The 15,364-nt window shown below is 71.9% G+C and carries 17 protein-coding genes; 10 read left to right on the top strand and 7 right to left on the bottom strand.

Translation table 11 applies throughout. The annotated features are described in order from the left end of the window. Positions 1-42: 42 nt before the first annotated feature. Complete coding sequence (locus tag ABD224_RS14910) at positions 43-1,296, bottom strand: acyl-CoA dehydrogenase family protein (RefSeq protein WP_344050038.1); 1,254 nt, start codon at positions 1,294-1,296, stop codon at positions 43-45. 168 nt (positions 1,297-1,464) lie between these two features. On the opposite strand from ABD224_RS14910, the gene ABD224_RS14905 reads away from it, so the two are divergent. Further along, complete coding sequence (locus ABD224_RS14905; RefSeq protein WP_344050037.1) at positions 1,465-2,109, top strand: TetR/AcrR family transcriptional regulator; 645 nt, start codon at positions 1,465-1,467, stop codon at positions 2,107-2,109. A 76-nt stretch (positions 2,110-2,185) separates the two neighbouring features. Here ABD224_RS14905 and def read toward each other — a convergent pair whose 3' ends face one another. Further along, complete coding sequence (gene def / locus ABD224_RS14900) at positions 2,186-2,752, bottom strand: peptide deformylase (RefSeq protein ID WP_344050036.1); 567 nt, start codon at positions 2,750-2,752, stop codon at positions 2,186-2,188. Between the two features lie 150 nt (positions 2,753-2,902). Here def and ABD224_RS14895 point away from each other — a divergent pair, with 150 nt between their 5' ends. From ABD224_RS14895 to ABD224_RS14875, 5 genes are all read left to right on the top strand, one after another. Beyond that, positions 2,903-4,141 (top strand): MurT ligase domain-containing protein, encoded by a 1,239-nt coding sequence (locus tag ABD224_RS14895; protein WP_344050035.1) that lies wholly within the window; start codon positions 2,903-2,905, stop codon positions 4,139-4,141. Positions 4,142-4,162: 21 nt separating this feature from the next. Further along, positions 4,163-4,891, top strand: coding sequence for a type 1 glutamine amidotransferase (locus ABD224_RS14890; protein ID WP_344050034.1), 729 nt, complete (start codon positions 4,163-4,165; stop codon positions 4,889-4,891). A gap of 248 nt (positions 4,892-5,139) precedes the next feature. Next, the gene (locus ABD224_RS14885) at positions 5,140-6,165 is read left to right on the top strand and encodes a 6-phosphofructokinase (protein ID WP_344050033.1); all 1,026 of its coding nucleotides are present in this window, start codon (positions 5,140-5,142) and stop codon (positions 6,163-6,165) included. 124 nt (positions 6,166-6,289) lie between these two features. Further along, a complete protein-coding gene (locus tag ABD224_RS14880; protein ID WP_344050032.1) occupies positions 6,290-7,240 on the top strand; it encodes a cytochrome c oxidase assembly protein in 951 nt (316 codons plus the stop codon). Positions 7,241-7,341: 101 nt separating this feature from the next. Then, complete coding sequence (locus tag ABD224_RS14875) at positions 7,342-7,512, top strand: hypothetical protein (protein WP_344050031.1); 171 nt, start codon at positions 7,342-7,344, stop codon at positions 7,510-7,512. A 15-nt stretch (positions 7,513-7,527) separates the two neighbouring features. Here ABD224_RS14875 and ABD224_RS14870 read toward each other — a convergent pair whose 3' ends face one another. From ABD224_RS14870 to ABD224_RS14855, 4 genes are read right to left on the bottom strand one after another with little or no spacing between them, the layout of a single operon-like run. After that, entirely contained in the window at positions 7,528-8,733 is a 1,206-nt protein-coding gene (locus ABD224_RS14870; protein ID WP_344050029.1) for a sensor histidine kinase, read from the bottom strand. Beyond that, complete coding sequence (locus ABD224_RS14865; RefSeq protein ID WP_344050028.1) at positions 8,730-10,454, bottom strand: sodium/solute symporter; 1,725 nt, start codon at positions 10,452-10,454, stop codon at positions 8,730-8,732. Before ABD224_RS14865 ends, ABD224_RS14870 begins: the two co-directional genes overlap by 4 nt. A gap of 5 nt (positions 10,455-10,459) precedes the next feature. Beyond that, a complete protein-coding gene (locus ABD224_RS14860) occupies positions 10,460-10,819 on the bottom strand; it encodes a hypothetical protein (RefSeq protein ID WP_344050027.1) in 360 nt (119 codons plus the stop codon). Between the two features lie 13 nt (positions 10,820-10,832). After that, a complete protein-coding gene (locus ABD224_RS14855) occupies positions 10,833-11,588 on the bottom strand; it encodes a LytR/AlgR family response regulator transcription factor (RefSeq protein ID WP_344050026.1) in 756 nt (251 codons plus the stop codon). A 77-nt stretch (positions 11,589-11,665) separates the two neighbouring features. Between ABD224_RS14855 and ABD224_RS14850 the strand changes: the two genes are divergently transcribed. From ABD224_RS14850 to rocD, 3 genes are all read left to right on the top strand, one after another. Beyond that, positions 11,666-12,169 carry an Lrp/AsnC family transcriptional regulator gene (locus ABD224_RS14850; protein WP_344050025.1) on the top strand — a complete coding sequence of 168 codons (504 nt, stop codon included), beginning with the start codon at positions 11,666-11,668 and terminating at the stop codon, positions 12,167-12,169. Between the two features lie 144 nt (positions 12,170-12,313). Then, entirely contained in the window at positions 12,314-13,135 is an 822-nt protein-coding gene (gene ddaH / locus ABD224_RS14845; protein WP_344050024.1) for a dimethylargininase, read from the top strand. Next, a complete protein-coding gene (gene rocD / locus ABD224_RS14840) occupies positions 13,132-14,352 on the top strand; it encodes an ornithine--oxo-acid transaminase (protein WP_344050023.1) in 1,221 nt (406 codons plus the stop codon). The genes ddaH and rocD overlap by 4 nt, the downstream gene beginning before the upstream one ends. A 56-nt stretch (positions 14,353-14,408) precedes the next feature. On the opposite strand, the gene ABD224_RS14835 is transcribed toward rocD, so the two are convergent. Beyond that, positions 14,409-14,828, bottom strand: a complete 420-nt coding sequence (locus tag ABD224_RS14835; RefSeq protein ID WP_344050022.1) for a CBS domain-containing protein — start codon at positions 14,826-14,828, stop codon at positions 14,409-14,411. Positions 14,829-15,036: 208 nt separating this feature from the next. On the opposite strand from ABD224_RS14835, the gene ABD224_RS14830 reads away from it, so the two are divergent. Beyond that, positions 15,037-15,336 carry a hypothetical protein gene (locus tag ABD224_RS14830; protein WP_344050021.1) on the top strand — a complete coding sequence of 100 codons (300 nt, stop codon included), beginning with the start codon at positions 15,037-15,039 and terminating at the stop codon, positions 15,334-15,336. Positions 15,337-15,364: the final 28 nt, after the last annotated feature.

Raw genomic sequence — 15,364 nt, 5'->3', positions numbered from 1 at the left:
GCGCCGTCGGTGCCGCCGGTGCAGTCGGTGCTGCCGGCGCCGTCAGCGGATCGGCATGCCCGAGATCGTCCGTGCGATCACCAGCCGCTGGATCTCACTCGTCCCCTCGAAGATCGTATAAATCGCTGCGTCGCGGTGCATCCGCTCCACCGGGTACTCCCTGGTGTAGCCGTTGCCGCCCAGGATCTGGATGGCCTGGGCGGTGACCTTCTTCGCGGTCTCGCTGGCGAACAGCTTGGACATCGAGCCCTCGGCGGCGGTGAACGGCTTGCCGTTGACCGCCATCCAGGAGGCGCGCCACACCAGCAGGCGGGCGGCGTCGATCCGGGTGCGCATGTCGGCGAGCTGGAAGGCGACGCCCTGGTTGTCGATGATCGGCCGGCCGAACTGCTCACGGGTCTTGGCGTAGTCGAGGGCGATCTCGTACGCGGCCCGGGCGGTGCCCACCGCCATCGCGCCGACGGCCGGACGGGACGCCTCGAAGGTGGCCATCGCCGCGTTCTTCCCCCTCTCCCGGTCACCGGCCGGACGGGAGCCCGTCCCGCCCTTCCGGAGCCTTTCCCGGGCCCGGGCCAGACGCTCGTCCAGCTTCTCCTTGCCGCCGAGCAGGCAGGAGCCGGGGACGCGCACATGGTCCAGGATCACCTCGGCGGTGTGCGAGGCGCGGATGCCGTGCTTCTTGAACTTCTGGCCCTGGGACAGCCCCGGGGTGTTCGGCGGGACGATGAAGGAGGCATGGCCCCTGGAGCCCAGCTCGGGGTCGACGGAGGCGACGACCACATGGACGTTCGCGATGCCGCCGTTGGTCACCCAGGTCTTGGTGCCGTTGATCACCCACTCGTCCTTGGCCTCGTCGTACACCGCGCGGGTGCGCAGGGAGGCCACGTCGGAGCCGGCGTCGGGCTCGGAGGAGCAGAAGGCGGCGACCTTGACGTCGTCCGGGTCGCCGTACATCTGCGGGATCCAGGTGCCGATCTGCTCGTCGGTGCCGTTGGTGAGGACGCCGACCGCGGCCAGTCCGGTGCCGACGATGGACAGGGCGATGCCGGCGTCGCCCCAGAACAGCTCCTCCATGGTCATGGGGATGCCGAGACCGGTGGGGTCGAAGTACTGCTGGGCGTAGAAGTCGAGGGAGTAGATGCCGACCTTCGCCGCCTCCTGGATGACCGGCCAGGGAGTCTCCTCGCGCTCGTCCCACTCGGCGGCCGCGGGACGGATCACCTCGGCCGCGAAGCCGTGCAGCCAGTCCCGGACCTCCTTCTGCTCGTCGTTGAGCTCCATGGTGAACTCGGCCATGTCCCCTCCAGCGGCACACCCACGTGTTACTTGCGGTAACACTACTGTGTGCCTACCCGTGGGTAAAGCCGGCCTCCGACGGCTCGTCAGCGGCCCGTTCGGGATTTCGGGCACTGTCAGTGCTAGTTTGCGCAGGCGTCACCGAATCAGCACGGGTGGGGAGAGTTCATGGACACCACGCAGCGGACCGATCAGCAGCGTTCCGCCGACCGCCGACGGCGCGAGCTGCTGGAGGCCGCCGACCGGGTGGTTCTGCGCGACGGCCCGCAGGCGTCGATGAACGCCATCGCCGCCGAGGCCGGCATCACCAAGCCGATCCTCTACCGCCACTTCGGCGACAAGGGAGGGCTGTACGCCGCCCTCGCCAAGCGGCACACCGACGCCCTGCTCGACTCGCTGCGGGCCGCGCTGGACGCCCCCGGGGACCGGCGCGAGCGGGTGGAGGCCACGCTGGACACCTATCTCGCGGCCATCGAGGCCCGTCCGCAGGTCTACCGGTTCCTGATGCACCCGGCGGAGGGCAGCCAGGCCGGCGACCAGGGCTTCGACGTCGGCAAGCACTCCGCCCCGCTGCTGCGCCGCATGGGCGAGGAACTGGCCAAGGTCATCGAGGAGCGGCTGGACCTCGGCCCGAACAGCCGGCAGCTGGCCCGCGTGTGGGGGCACGGCATCGTCGGCATGATGCACGCGGCCGGCGACTGGTGGCTGGGCGAGCGCCCCTGCTCCCGCGCGGAGCTGGTGCGCAGCCTCGCGGACCTGCTGTGGGGCCGGCTGGCGGCGGCCGGGGACAAGGCGGGCGGCCCGGGCTTCTAGAGGGATGTCTTTCGGATCGGGCCGGCTCCGGTGAGCGGTGTGCCCCGCGGCCCACGGCACGATCCGGACGGCCCCCCTACGGTTCCCCGGCGCCTTTCCGGGCCGTACGGCTCCACGGTGCCCTCGCCGCCTGCCTCAGCACCCTCCGTCTGCGCCACCCCGTGAGGCGGTCCACGTACAGGCGCCCCTGAAGGTGGTCGCACTCGTGCTGCAGGCATCGTGCGAAGAACCCCGTCCCGCGCACGGTGACCGGCTCCCCGGTCACCGTGAACCCCTCGACCACCGCCTCGTCGTGACGCTCCGTCCCCGCCTCCAGGCCCGGCAGGGACAGACAGCCCTCCGGGCCGCGGACCACCACGCCGCCCGTCTCCACCAGCCGCGGGTTCACCACATGTCCCAGGTGGCGCACGTCCTCGTCGTCCGGGCAGTCGTACACGAACACCCGCAGGGACTCCCCCACCTGATTCGCGGCCAGCCCCACGCCCCGTGCCGCGTACATCGTGGCGAACAGGTCCTCCACCAGCCGGGACAGCGCGGGACCGAAGTCGGTGACCTCCGCGCAGGGCGTGGCGAGGACGGGGTCGCCGAACAGGGTGAGGGGCCGGACGCGTCCGCGGGCACCGGGGATCGAGCCATGTCGCATGGCGGCAAGGGTACGGTTCCCTCGGCCCGCGTCCCGCCGCGCAGCCGCGGGCCGGGATTCGGGAGCACCAGTGGATCTCGATAGGCTGAGGCCCCACCACGGTGCCGGATGACTCAGGCGCGGCGCGTACGCAAGGAGGATCGAGAACTGATGGCAGGCAACTCGGACCCGCTCACGCCGCGGGCCAAACTGGCCGTGACGGCGGGCAGGGCGGTCGCCGCGGCGTCGCGCGCCGCGGGTCGCGGCAGCGGTTCGGTGATCGGTGGTCGGGTGGCCCTGAAACTCGACCCCGACCTGCTCAGCCGGCTCGCCCAGCACCTGGAGGTGGTCCTGGTCTCGGCGACCAACGGCAAGACCACCACCACCCGGCTCATCGCCGAGGCCCTGCGGGCCGCGGGTCCGGTCGTCTCCAACGCCCTGGGCGCCAACATGCCCGCGGGCATCACCTCGGCGCTGGCGGACGGCTCGGACGCCAAGTTCGGTGTGCTCGAGGTCGACGAGAAGTACCTCGCGGCCGTGGCCCGGGACACCGACCCCAAGTGCATCGCGCTGCTCAACCTCTCCCGCGACCAGCTCGACCGCGCCGGCGAGACCCGGATGCTCGCCGAGAACTGGCGCGAGGCCCTGACCGGGTCCAAGGCCGTGATCGTCGCCAACTGCGACGACCCGCTGGTGGTGTGGGCCGCGTCCTCCTCCCCCCATGTGGTCTGGGTGGCCGCCGGGCAGGTGTGGAAGGACGACGCCTGGTCCTGCCCGTCCTGCGGCGGTGTGATGCAGCGCCCCGGTGACGACTGGTTCTGCAACGAGTGCGGCTTCCGCCGGCCCGCCCCCAGCTGGGTGCTGAACGGCGACCACGTCCTCGACCCGCACGGCTCCGCCTGGCCGATCCATCTGCAGCTGCCGGGCCGTGCCAACAAGGCCAACGCCGCCACGTCCGCGGCCGTCGCCGCCGTCTTCGGGGTGCCGCCGCAGGTCGCCCTGGAGCGGATGTTCCAGGTGCAGGCGGTCGCCGGCCGCTACGACGTCGTCAAGTTCCAGGGCCGTGACCTGCGGCTGCTGCTGGCGAAGAACCCGGCCGGCTGGCTGGAGACCTTCTCCCTGATCGACCCGCCGCCCGCACCCGTCATCCTGTCGGTGAACGCACGCAGCGCCGACGGCACCGACACCTCCTGGCTGTGGGACGTCGACTACACCCGGCTGACCGGCCACCCGCTCTTCGTGCTCGGCGACCGGAAGCTGGACCTCGCGGTGCGTCTGGAGGTGGCCAACCAGCAGTTCCAGGTCTGCGACAGCCTCGAGCAGGCCGTTCAGCAGGCGCCGCCCGGCCGGATCGAGGTCATCGCCAACTACACCGCGTTCCAGGACCTGCGCCGCCGCGTCGGCAACTGATCACGAAGGACGAGCACTTCCATGAGCGACAACCAACTGCGGCTGGTGTGGGTCTACCCGGACCTGCTGAGCACCTACGGCGACCAGGGCAATGTGCTGGTCGTGGAACGCCGGGCCCGGCAGCGCGGCCTGGACGTGGCCCGCCTGGACGTGCGCAGTGACCAGCCGATTCCGACGTCCGGCGACATCTATCTGATCGGGGGCGGCGAGGACCGGCCGCAGCGGCTCGCGGCGGAGCGGCTGCGCCGCGACGGCGGTCTGGTCAAGGCCGTGGAGAACGGTGCGATCGTCTTCGCGGTCTGCGCCGGCTACCAGATCCTCGGCCACGAGTTCATCAACGACCTCGGGCAGCGCGAGCCGGGACTGGGCCTGCTCGACGTGGTGTCGGTGCGCGGCGAGGGCGAGCGGTGCGTCGGCGACGTGCTGGCCGACATCGACCCGCAGCTCAACCTGCCCACGCTGACCGGGTTCGAGAACCACCAGGGCGTCACCCACCTCGGCCCCACCGCCCGCCCGTTCGCCCGGGTCCGGATCGGCAAGGGCAACGGCACCGGCGACGGCACGGAGGGCGCGTACAACGACACCGTCTTCGGCACCTACATGCACGGTCCGGTGATGGCCCGCAACCCGCTGATCGCGGACTTGCTGCTGAAGCTGGCCCTCGACGTCAACGCGCTTCCGCCGGTCGACGAGCGCTGGTACGAGGCGCTGCGCAACGAGCGCATCGCCGCCGCCCAGCAGTCCGCGTAGGTCTGCGGCACCGGCGCGCCCGCCCCCTGCGGGAACGGTTCTTCCGGCGCTCCGGTCACCGCGTGTCCACCGGCCCGTCAGCACGGCGCAACCAGCCCGTCTGACGGGCCGTACGCACAGGTGAGCGGCCCCGTCCAGCAGGCGGACGGAGGATTCGGTCCTGCCCCCGAGTGCCGCTAGGGTGGCGGGGACCGAGCCGGACAGCGCGGTCCGGTCCCGTGCCCCACATGAAGAAGGTTGTTCGGGCTATGCGCATTGGTGTCCTCACGTCCGGCGGCGACTGCCCCGGCCTGAACGCCGTCATCCGGTCCGTCGTGCACCGTGCCGTCGTCGACCACGGCGACGAGGTCATCGGCTTCCGCGACGGCTGGAAGGGCCTGCTGGAGTGTGACTACCTCAAGCTCGATCTCGACGCGGTGAGCGGCATCCTCGCCCGCGGCGGCACCATCCTCGGCTCCTCCCGGGTCCGTCCCGAGCACCTGCGGGACGGGGTGGCGCGGGCCAAGGGCCATGTCGAGGAACTCGGCCTCGACGCGATCATCCCGATCGGCGGCGAGGGCACGCTCAAGGCGGCCCGGCTGCTGTCCGACAGCGGCCTGCCCATCGTCGGCGTGCCGAAGACCATCGACAACGACATCGCGGCCACGGACGTCACCTTCGGCTTCGACACGGCGGTGACCGTCGCCACCGAGGCCCTGGACCGGCTGAAGACCACCGCCGAGTCCCACCAGCGCGTGCTGATCGTGGAGGTCATGGGCCGCCACACCGGCTGGATCGCGCTGCAGTCCGGCATGGCCGCCGGCGCCCACGCCATCGTCGTCCCGGAACGCCCCTTCGACATCGACGAGTTGACGGAGAGGGTCGGCGCGCGCTTCGCGGCGGGCAAGCGGTTCGCGATCGTGGTGGCCGCGGAGGGCGCCAAGCCCCGGCCGGGCACCATGGACTTCGACGAGGGCGGCAAGGACATCTACGGCCACGAGCGGTTCGCCGGTGTCGCCCGGCAGCTCTCGGACGAGCTGGAGAAGCGGCTCGGCAAGGAGGCCCGGCCCGTCATCCTCGGGCACGTCCAGCGCGGCGGCACCCCGACGGCGTTCGACCGCGTCCTCGCCACCCGGTTCGGCTGGCACGCGGTGGAGGCCGTGCACCGCGGCGAGTTCGGACGGATGACGGCGCTGCGCGGCACCGACATCGTGACGGTGCCGCTCGCCGACGCGGTCGCGACCCTGAAGACGGTGCCCGCGGAGCGGTACGCCGAGGCGCAGTGCGTGCTGTAGGCGGGCGCCGGCCCCCGTCCCCACCGCCCCCGGTCACGGCAGCCGTCGGGGGCGGTTCTAGTCTGGAGGCCGACAGGCGGCTGTGGACGGACAGCGCGCACGCCCATGAACCAGGAGTCTGCGGATGGATCACAGCGGGCACGGCACGATGACGGATCTGCCGCCGTTCACGCTGGAACGCGGTCTTCAGTGGTCCCCGGACCCGTTCTTCCTCGTCGGCTGCCTGCTCGGGCTCGGCCTGTACCTCTGGGGCGTGGTGCGGCTGCGGCGGCGCGGCGACTCCTGGCCGGTGGGCCGGACGGTGGCGTTCGTCACCGGCGTGCTGAGCGTGCTCCTGGTGATGTGCACCCGGCTGAACGACTACGGCATGGCCGTCTTCACCGTGCACATGGTCCAGCACATGGTCATCAGCATGCTGTCGCCGATCCTGATCCTGCTCGGCTCCCCGGTCACGCTGGCCCTGCGCGCCCTGCCGGTGGCCGGCAGGGGCCGCACGGGACCGCGTGAGCTGCTGCTGGCACTGCTGCACAGCCACTACATGCGGGTCGTCACCCACCCCCTGTTCACCATCCCGATGTTCATCGCGAGCCTGTACGTGCTGTACTTCACTCCGCTCTTCGACTGGCTGATGGAGTCGAAGACGGGGCATGTGGCGATGATGGTGCACTTCCTCGCGACGGGCCTGGTGTTCTTCTGGCCGATCATGGGCGTCGACCCGGGCCCGCACCGGCCGAGCCACCTCATGCGGATGATGCAGCTGTTCGCGGGCATGCCGTTCCACGCGTTCTTCGGCATCGCGCTGATGATGGGGAACACGCCCATGGTCGGGACCTACAGCCATCCGCCCGCCTCGCTCGGCATCGACGCCCTGGCCGACCAGAACGCGGCCGGCGGCATCGCCTGGGCGTTCAGCGAGATCCCGTCCGTGATCGTGCTGATCGCGCTGCTCTTCCAGTGGTACGCCTCCGAACAGCGCCAGGCCCGGCGCAAGGACCGCGCCGCGGACCGTGACGGCGACAAGGAGCTCCAGGCGTACAACGCCTATCTGGCCTCCCTGAACACGCGCGGGAACTGAGCGGGCCCCGCCCGCGGCACTCCGTGGCACTCCTCTCCCGTTCTGCTCCGAGGGGGTACGGGGCACCATGGGAGACAACCGACCACGAGGAGGGTGCCGCGATGCCCGGTCCCACGGACGGTTCCACACGAGCGATGGGGGTGCTCACCGTGGGCGCCCTTATCGCGGTGACGGCCTACACGGTGGCGCTCGGCAGCAACGGCTGGCTGTGGTTCGGCTGGGTCGTGCTGGGCCTGATCACCCTGGCCATGGTCGTCACCCGCGACACCTGAGGGCTCGCTTCCCGGTCAGCTCTCGATCAGCCGTGTCGCCGAGTGCACGCCCGGCTGGTACTTCGGCAGCCGGACCGTGATCTTCATGCCCGCGCCCGGGGCCGTCTCGATGACCAGGCCGTGGTCGTCGCCGTAGACCTGGCGCAGCCGGTCGTCGACGTTGGACAGCCCTATGCCCCCGGAGGGGCTGACCTCGCCGGCCAGGATGCGGCGCAGCAGCTCGGGGTCCATGCCGACGCCGTCGTCCTCGATGACGACCAGCGCCTCGGAGCCGGCGTCCTGGGCGGTGATCCGGATGTGGCAGGTGCCGGTCTTGCCCTCCAGGCCGTGCTTGACGGCGTTCTCCACCAGCGGCTGCAGACACAGGAACGGCAGGGAGACGGGCAGCACCTCCGGCGCGATCTGCAGGGTGACCGTGAGACGGTCGCCGAAGCGGGCCCGTACCAGCGCCAGGTAGTGCTCCATGGCGTGCAGTTCGTCGGCGAGCGTGGTGAAGTCGCCGTGCCGGCGGAACGAGTAGCGGATGAAGTCGGCGAACTCCAGCAGCAGCTCGCGGGCCCGCTCGGGGTCGGTGCGGACGAACGAGGCGATGACCGCGAGCGAGTTGAAGATGAAGTGCGGGGAGATCTGGGCCCGCAGGGCCTTGATCTCGGCCTCGATGAGCCGGGTGCGGGAGCGGTCGAGCTCCGCGAGCTCCAGCTGGACGGAGACGAAGCGGGCGACCTCGGCCGCGGCGCGGACCAGGACGGCGGACTCGCGGGGCGCGCAGGCGACCAGGGCGCCGTGCACCCGGTCGTCGACGGTGAGCGGGGCGACGACGGCCCAGCGCACCGGGCAGTCCGGGGCCCGGCAGGTGAGCCGGAACGCCTCGCCGCGGCCGGTCTCCAGAGGACCGGTGAGATGTTCCATGATCTCGCCGCGGTGGTGTGCGCCGACGCCGTCCCAGGTGAGGACCCGGGTGTCGTCCGTGAGGCACAGGGCGTCGGTGCCGAGCAGGGAGCGCAGCCGGCGGGCCGCCTTGCGGGCGGTCTCCTCGGTCAGCCCGGCCCGCAGCGGCGGCGCGGCGAGGGAGGCGGTGTGCAGGGTCTGGAAGGTGGCGTGCTCGACGGGGGTGCCGAGCCCGCCGAGGCTCTGCGGGCGGGTGGTGCGCCGGCCGAGCCAGTAGCCGGCGGCCAGCAGCGGCAGCGCGGCGGCGCAGAGACCGGCGAGGAACCCGCTCATGCCTTCACCTCCGCATACAGCTGTTCCGGCAGGTGGAAGCGGGCCAGGACGCCCGCGGTGCCGGGCGGCACCCGGCCCGGGGTGGCCAGGGAGACCAGCATCATGGTGAGAAAGCCCAGGGGCACCGACCACAGGGCGGGCCAGGCGAGCAGTGTGTGCAGCGGTCCGGTGCCGGGGAAGCCGGCCATGGTCACGGCGACCGCGGCGAGCGCGCCGCCGCCGCCCGCCAGCATCCCGGCCACCGCGCCGGGCGGGGTGAGCCGCCGCCACCAGATGCCGAGGACGAGCAGCGGGCAGAAGGAGGACGCGGACACCGCGAAGGCGAGCCCGACGGCGTCGGCGACCGGCAGCCCGCCGACCAGAATGCTCGCGGCGAGCGGCGGGGCCATGGAGAGCACCGTGCCGAGCCGGAAGTGCCGCAGGAAGTGCCGTACGCCGCGTGAGGGCAGCACGTCCTGGGTGAGCACCCCGGCCACCGCCATGGTCAGTCCGGAGGCGGTGGACAGGAACGCGGCGAAGGCGCCGCCCGCGACCAGCGCGCCCAGCAGGTCGCCGCCGAGTCCGCCGATCACCCGGTCGGGCAGCAGCAGCACCGCGGCGTCGGCGTTCCGGGTGAGGGTGAGCTCGGGGGCGTAGAGACGGCCGAGCGCGCCGTACACCGGCGGCAGCAGATAGAAGCCGCCGATCATGGCGAGCACGACCACGGTGGTGCGGCGGGCGGCGACGCCGTGCGGGCTGGTGTAGAAGCGGACGACGACGTGCGGCAGCCCCATGGTGCCGAGGAAGGTGGCGAGGATCAGCCCGTATGTGGCGTACAGCGGGCGTTCCTCGCGCCCGGAGGCGAGGGAGGAGGACAGGCCGCCGCTGCTGTCGTGGGCGGTCTCGGGAACCCGGTCGCCCGGCGCGAAGGTGAGCCGGGTGCCCTGTTCGACATGGTGGACGCCCGCGTTCAGACGCACCTGCTCCTCCCGGTGGACACGGCCGTCGACGGTGCCGGTCACGGTGACGGTGAGCGGGCTTCGCAGCCTGAGGTCGAGGGTGTCGGCGATGCGGACGGTGCGCTGCTCGCGGAAGGCGGGCGGTTCGTCGAAGGCGCGGCGGGGGGCTCCGTCGTGCTGCCAGGCGAGGACGAGGAAGAGGGCGGGAACCAGCAGTGCGGTCAGCTTCAGCCAGTACTGGAAGGCCTGGACGAAGGTGATGCTGCGCATCCCGCCCGCGGCGACCGTGGCCACCACGACGAGGGCGACGATCACCGCGCCGAGTGCCTCGGGCACCCCGGCGAGCACCGCCAGGGTGAGCCCGGCGCCCTGGAGCTGGGGCATCAGGTACAGCCAGCCGACCCCGACGACGAAGGCGCCCGCGAGCCGCCGCACCCCCTGGGAGGCGAGCCGGGCCTCGGCGAAATCGGGCAGCGTGTAGGCGCCGGAGCGGCGCAGCGGGGCGGCGACGAACAGCAGCAGGACCAGATAGCCGGCCGTGTAGCCGACCGGGTACCACAGCATGTCCGGGCCCTGGACGAGAACCAGGCCGGCTATGCCCAGGAACGAGGCGGCGGAGAGGTACTCCCCGCTGATCGCGGCGGCGTTCAGACGCGGTCCGACGGTGCGGGAGGCGACGTAGAAGTCGGAGGTGGTGCGGGAGATGCGCAGGCCGAACGCGCCGACGAACACGGTGGCCAGCACGACGAGGGCGACGGCGGGAACGGTGTAGGCGGAGTTCACGGCGTTCAGCGGTCTTCCACGAGCCGTACGAAGTCGCGTTCGTTGCGCTCGGCACGGCGCACGTACCAGCGGGCGAGCAGCACCAGCGGGACGTAGAGGCCGAAGCCGAGCACCGCCCACTTCAGGGGCCGGGCGGCGGGGGCGGCGGCGAACACCAGCGGCAGCGGGCCGACGAGCAGCACCAGCACCGCCAGCACCGTGATCGCGGCGCGCAGCTGGCTGCGCATCAGGGAACGGACGTAGGTGTGGCCGAGGGTGGTCTGCTCGTCTATCTCCAGACGCGGGCGGTAGGGGCCCGGGGCCCGGCGGGTGCGGCGGGGCGGGCCGGTGACGACGACACGGCGTTCGGCGGGGTCCTGCGGCACGGTTCACCTCCCCCTAGCGCGCGGTCCGGCGCATCAGCAGTTCCCGCAGCTCACGCGCGTGCCGGCGGCTGACCTGGAGTTCCTCGGTGCCGACCAGGACGCTCACCGAGCCGGCGTCCAGACGGAGTTCGCTGATGTGGCGCAGGGAGACCAGGTGACGGCGGTGGATGCGGACGAAGCCGCGGGCACGCCAGCGCTCCTCCAGCGTGGACAGCGGGATGCGCACGAGATGGCTGCCCTTGCCGGTGTGCAGCCGGGCGTAGTCCCCCTGCGCCTCGACATGGGTGATGTCGTCGACGGCCACGAAACGGGTGACACCGCCGAGCTCGACGGGCAGGTGATCGGGGTCGGGTTCGCTCACGGGGATCCGCGGGGCGGCGTCGCGGAGCTGGGCGACACGGCGGACGGCCTCGGCGAGGCGTTCCTTGCGGACGGGTTTGAGCACATAGTCCACAGCCTTGAGGTCGAAGGCCTGCACGGCGAAGTCCTCGTGCGCGGTGACGAACACGATCAGCGGCGGCTCGGCGAACTTGGAGAGCAGCCGGGCCAGGTCGAGACCGTCGAGGCCCGGCATGTGGATGTCGAGGAAGACGACGTCGATCGCGTCGGGTCCGCCCGGGCCGGACTCCAGGGCCCGGTTGATGCGGCGCAGCGCCTCGGTCGCATCGCCGGCGCCCTCCACGGAGGCGATCCGGGAGTCGGCACCGAGCAGGTACAGCAGCTCCTCGAGCGAGGGACGTTCGTCATCGACGGCCAGGGCACGCAGCATGATGGTGGAGTGTAGGTGCCATCCGCGCGCCTGGACATGGTCTGAGCACGGACGTTCGCGCTGGATACAGTGCCCCCATGAGCAGCAGGCCGGCACCGTTCGACGAACTCGACCGGAAGATCCTCACCGCGCTGATGGCGAACGCCCGCAGCAGCTTCGCCGAGATCGGAGCGGCCATCGGCCTGTCCGCGACGGCCGTCAAGCGCCGTGTGGACCGGCTGCGCGAGACGGGCGTGATCACCGGGTTCACCGCCACGGTCAAGCCGTCGGCGCTGGGCTGGCGCACGGAGGCGTACGTCGAGGTGTACTGCGAGGGCGCGGCCCCGCCGCGGCGGCTGGCCGAGGTGGTGCGCAACCATCCGGAGATCACCGCGGCGATGACGGTGACCGGCGGCGCCGACGCCCTGCTGCATGTGCGGGCGCGGGACGTGGAGCACTTCGAGGAGGTGCTGGAGCGGATCCGCGCCGAACCGTTCATCCGGAAGACGATCAGCGTGATGGTGCTGTCCCATCTGCTGCCGGAGTCCCCGGAGGCGGGTGCCAGCCAGCCCGCCCCGCAGGACGCAACAGACCTGCGCTGAGCGGCGGAAAGACGCAGCATTCCTGCGTATACACGCAGCTTTTCTTCCTTGTCGCGCACCGTCACCGCTTCCTACCGTTGTGTCACCCCCAGTCACCACCCAGGAGTCACCCTGGAACCACCCAGGAAGCGGAGGAACCCCTCTGTGCCCGAATCCCGTGTGCCGCGACGGCGGCGTTTCCTCGTCTGCGAACCCAGACACTTCGCCGTGCAGTACGCGATCAATCCCTGGATGCGTCCGGACGTGCCCGTGGACGTGTCCCTGGCCCAGAAGCAGTGGCGTGAGCTGATCGACACCTACCGCGCCCACGGCCACACCGTCCACACCGTGGAGCCCGTGCCCGGCCTGCCCGACATGGTCTTCGCCGCCAATGCGGCGGTCGTCGTGGGCGGCCGCGTCTTCGGCTCCCTGTTCAAGGCGCCCGAGCGCCGCCCGGAGTCCGTCCCCTACGACACGTGGTTCAAGTCGGCCGGCTACGACGTCTACCGTCCCGAGTCGGTGTGCGAGGGCGAGGGCGACTTCGTGCCGGCCGGCCGCTGGATCCTGGCCGGCACCGGTTTCCGCACCACCCGTGAGGCCCATCACGAGGCGCAGGAGTACCTGGGCGTGCCGGTGATCGGCCTGACCCTGGTGGACCCGTACTTCTACCACCTGGACACCGCGCTGTTCGTCCTCGACGACGAGGGCGAGGGGAACATCGCGTACTACCCGGAGGCGTTCTCGCCCGGCAGCCGCGAGGTGCTCGCCCGGCTGTACCCGGACGCGGTGATCGCCACCCGCGAGGACGCGATGGCCTTCGGCCTGAACTCCGTCTGCGACGGCCGTCACGTGTTCATCTCGCCCGGGGCGACGGCACTCGCCGGCCGGCTCGCCGACCGCGGCTACGTCCCCGTCCCCGTCGACCTGTCCGAGTTCCACAAGGCCGGCGGCGGCATCAAGTGCTGCACCCAGGAGATCCGTTCATGACCGCACCCGCACGCACCCGTACCTCCGCCGAGCTGATCGAGGCCGAGAAGCCGGTCCTCGCCCACAACTACCACCCGCTGCCCGTGGTCGTCGCCCGTGCCGAGGGCACCTGGGTGGAGGACGTCGAGGGCCGCCGCTATCTGGACATGCTGGCCGGCTACTCGGCCCTGAACTTCGGCCACCGCCACCCCGTGCTGATCGAGGCCGCGCACCGCCAGCTCGACCGGCTCACCCTGACCTCGCGGGCCTTCCACAACGACCGGCTCGCCGAGTTCGCCGAGCGGCTGGCGGCCCTGACCGGGCAGGACATGGTGCTGCCGATGAACACCGGCGCCGAGGCGGTGGAGAGCGGCATCAAGGTGGCCCGCAAATGGGCGTACGAGGTCAAGGGCGTCCCGGCCGACCAGGCGACGATCGTGGTCGCGGCGGACAACTTCCACGGCCGTACGACGACGATCGTCGGCTTCTCCACGGACGAGACGGCACGGTCGGGCTTCGGGCCGTTCACCCCGGGCTTCCGGATCGTCCCGTACAACGATCTGGAGGCCCTCGAGGCGGCGATCGACGAGACGACGGCCGCCGTGCTGATCGAACCGATCCAGGGCGAGGCCGGTGTGATCGTTCCCGACGACGGCTACCTCTCCGGGGTGCGGGAGCTGACCCGCCGCGCGGGCTGTCTGTTCGTGGCGGACGAGATCCAGTCGGGTCTCGGCCGCACCGGGCGCACCCTCGCCGTCGAGCACGAGGACGTGGTGCCGGACCTCGTGCTGCTGGGCAAGGCGCTGGGCGGCGGGATCGTGCCGGTGTCCGCGGTCGTCGGGCGCCGGGAGGTGCTGGGCGTGCTGCGGCCGGGTGAGCACGGGTCGACGTTCGGCGGCAACCCGCTGTCCGCCGCGGTCGGCACGGCGGTGATCGACCTGCTGGAGACCGGCGAGTTCCAGCGCCGGGCGGCACAGCTGGGCACCGTGCTGCGCGAGGAGCTGACCGGGCTGGTCGGCCGGGGCGTGGTCGGCTTCCGCTCGCGCGGCCTGTGGGCGGGCGTCGACGTGGATCCGGCGATCGGCACCGGGCGGGAGGTCAGTGAGCGTCTGATGCGGGAGGGGGTCCTGGTCAAGGACACCCATGGCTCCACGATCCGGCTGGCGCCGCCGCTGACCATCACGGAGGACGAGCTGCGCTCCGCGCTGGCCTCCTTGGAGAAGGTGCTGGCCGCCTGACGCGAAGCCGGGGGCGTCCGCCCGTGCGGACGCCCCGGCCGTGAGCGGTGTCGCCCCTACCGGTTGGGCTCCGCCGCGCTGATGCCGCCGAGGGCGGATCCCGGGTCGCGCTCGATGGCCAGGTCGCCGAGGGAGACGATGCCCACGGGGTGACCGTGGTCGACGACCGGCACCCGGCGCACGGAGTGCTCCCGCATCAGCTGCACCGCGCGGTCGACCTCGTCGTCCGGGGTCAACGCGTAGATGTCGCTGCTGCACGCGGAGGCGGCGGTCCGCTGCTCCTGGTCACCGCCCTCGGCCAGTGCCCGGATCACCAGGTCGCGGTCGCTGACCAGGCCACGCAGTTCGTCGCCCTCCATCACCAGGACGAGGCCGATGTCCTCGTCGCGCATCTTCCGGGCCACTGTGGTCACCGGCGTCTGCGGCTCCACCGTCACCAGCCTGCTGGTCATGATGTCGCGTACATGCTGAGCCATGACGCCTCCCTTCGTCGGGTTGTGCGGTCCCCGCGGTGCCGTTCACCGCGCCGTTTGCGACGGGTACCCGAGGAGAGCGGCGGGGCACCTGGGGACCGGCGCCGCGGTCCGGTCCGTCCGCTGCCTTCGCGGGTGTTCCGGAAGCCCCCGGCCGGCCTGCCGGGCGGCGAGCGGGGTACCGGCAGGGTGACGGGACTTCTTCGGGGAGATGACTTCCATGCTGCTCATCGGTCTGCTCCTCCTCGCGGCGACCGCGGCCTTCACCGCTCTGGCCATCGCCGGCAATCTGTCCGGCGGCCCCGAGTACACGGTGTCGGTCCTCGGCAGCGACATCGCCAGGGTGAACACGCTCGAGGTCTTCAGCGCCGGACTCGCCCTCGCCCTGCTCTTCTGTCTGGGCGCGGCCCTGCTGCTCGGCGCCGCGGCCCGCCACCGGCGTGTGCACCGGGGTGCCCGCGGCTACAGCGGCGGGCCGGGCGGCTCCGCGGGCCGGGACGTCCGCCGCTGACCGGCGCGCGCACGGCGCCCGTGGCGGG

Origin of the sequence: Streptomyces thermoalcalitolerans, assembly GCF_039525155.1 — a bacterium.
Taxonomy (GTDB): Bacteria; Actinomycetota; Actinomycetes; order Streptomycetales; family Streptomycetaceae; genus Streptomyces; species Streptomyces thermovulgaris.
This window is presented reverse-complemented; position numbering and strand designations above follow the sequence as displayed.

Bases quoted from the DNA above. Each gene is read 5' to 3' on its own strand.
- ABD224_RS14910 (WP_344050038.1), bottom strand. From the start codon at position 1,296: ATGGCCGAGTTCACCATGGAGCTCAACGACGAGCAGAAGGAGGTCCGG.
- ABD224_RS14905 (WP_344050037.1), top strand. From the start codon at position 1,465: ATGGACACCACGCAGCGGACCGATCAGCAGCGTTCCGCCGACCGCCGA.
- def (WP_344050036.1), bottom strand. From the start codon at position 2,752: ATGCGACATGGCTCGATCCCCGGTGCCCGCGGACGCGTCCGGCCCCTC.
- ABD224_RS14895 (WP_344050035.1), top strand. From the start codon at position 2,903: ATGGCAGGCAACTCGGACCCGCTCACGCCGCGGGCCAAACTGGCCGTG.
- ABD224_RS14890 (WP_344050034.1), top strand. From the start codon at position 4,163: ATGAGCGACAACCAACTGCGGCTGGTGTGGGTCTACCCGGACCTGCTG.
- ABD224_RS14885 (WP_344050033.1), top strand. From the start codon at position 5,140: ATGCGCATTGGTGTCCTCACGTCCGGCGGCGACTGCCCCGGCCTGAAC.
- ABD224_RS14880 (WP_344050032.1), top strand. From the start codon at position 6,290: ATGGATCACAGCGGGCACGGCACGATGACGGATCTGCCGCCGTTCACG.
- ABD224_RS14875 (WP_344050031.1), top strand. From the start codon at position 7,342: ATGCCCGGTCCCACGGACGGTTCCACACGAGCGATGGGGGTGCTCACC.
- ABD224_RS14870 (WP_344050029.1), bottom strand. From the start codon at position 8,733: ATGAGCGGGTTCCTCGCCGGTCTCTGCGCCGCCGCGCTGCCGCTGCTG.
- ABD224_RS14855 (WP_344050026.1), bottom strand. From the start codon at position 11,588: ATGCTGCGTGCCCTGGCCGTCGATGACGAACGTCCCTCGCTCGAGGAG.
- ABD224_RS14850 (WP_344050025.1), top strand. From the start codon at position 11,666: ATGAGCAGCAGGCCGGCACCGTTCGACGAACTCGACCGGAAGATCCTC.
- rocD (WP_344050023.1), top strand. From the start codon at position 13,132: ATGACCGCACCCGCACGCACCCGTACCTCCGCCGAGCTGATCGAGGCC.
- ABD224_RS14835 (WP_344050022.1), bottom strand. From the start codon at position 14,828: ATGGCTCAGCATGTACGCGACATCATGACCAGCAGGCTGGTGACGGTG.
- ABD224_RS14830 (WP_344050021.1), top strand. From the start codon at position 15,037: ATGACTTCCATGCTGCTCATCGGTCTGCTCCTCCTCGCGGCGACCGCG.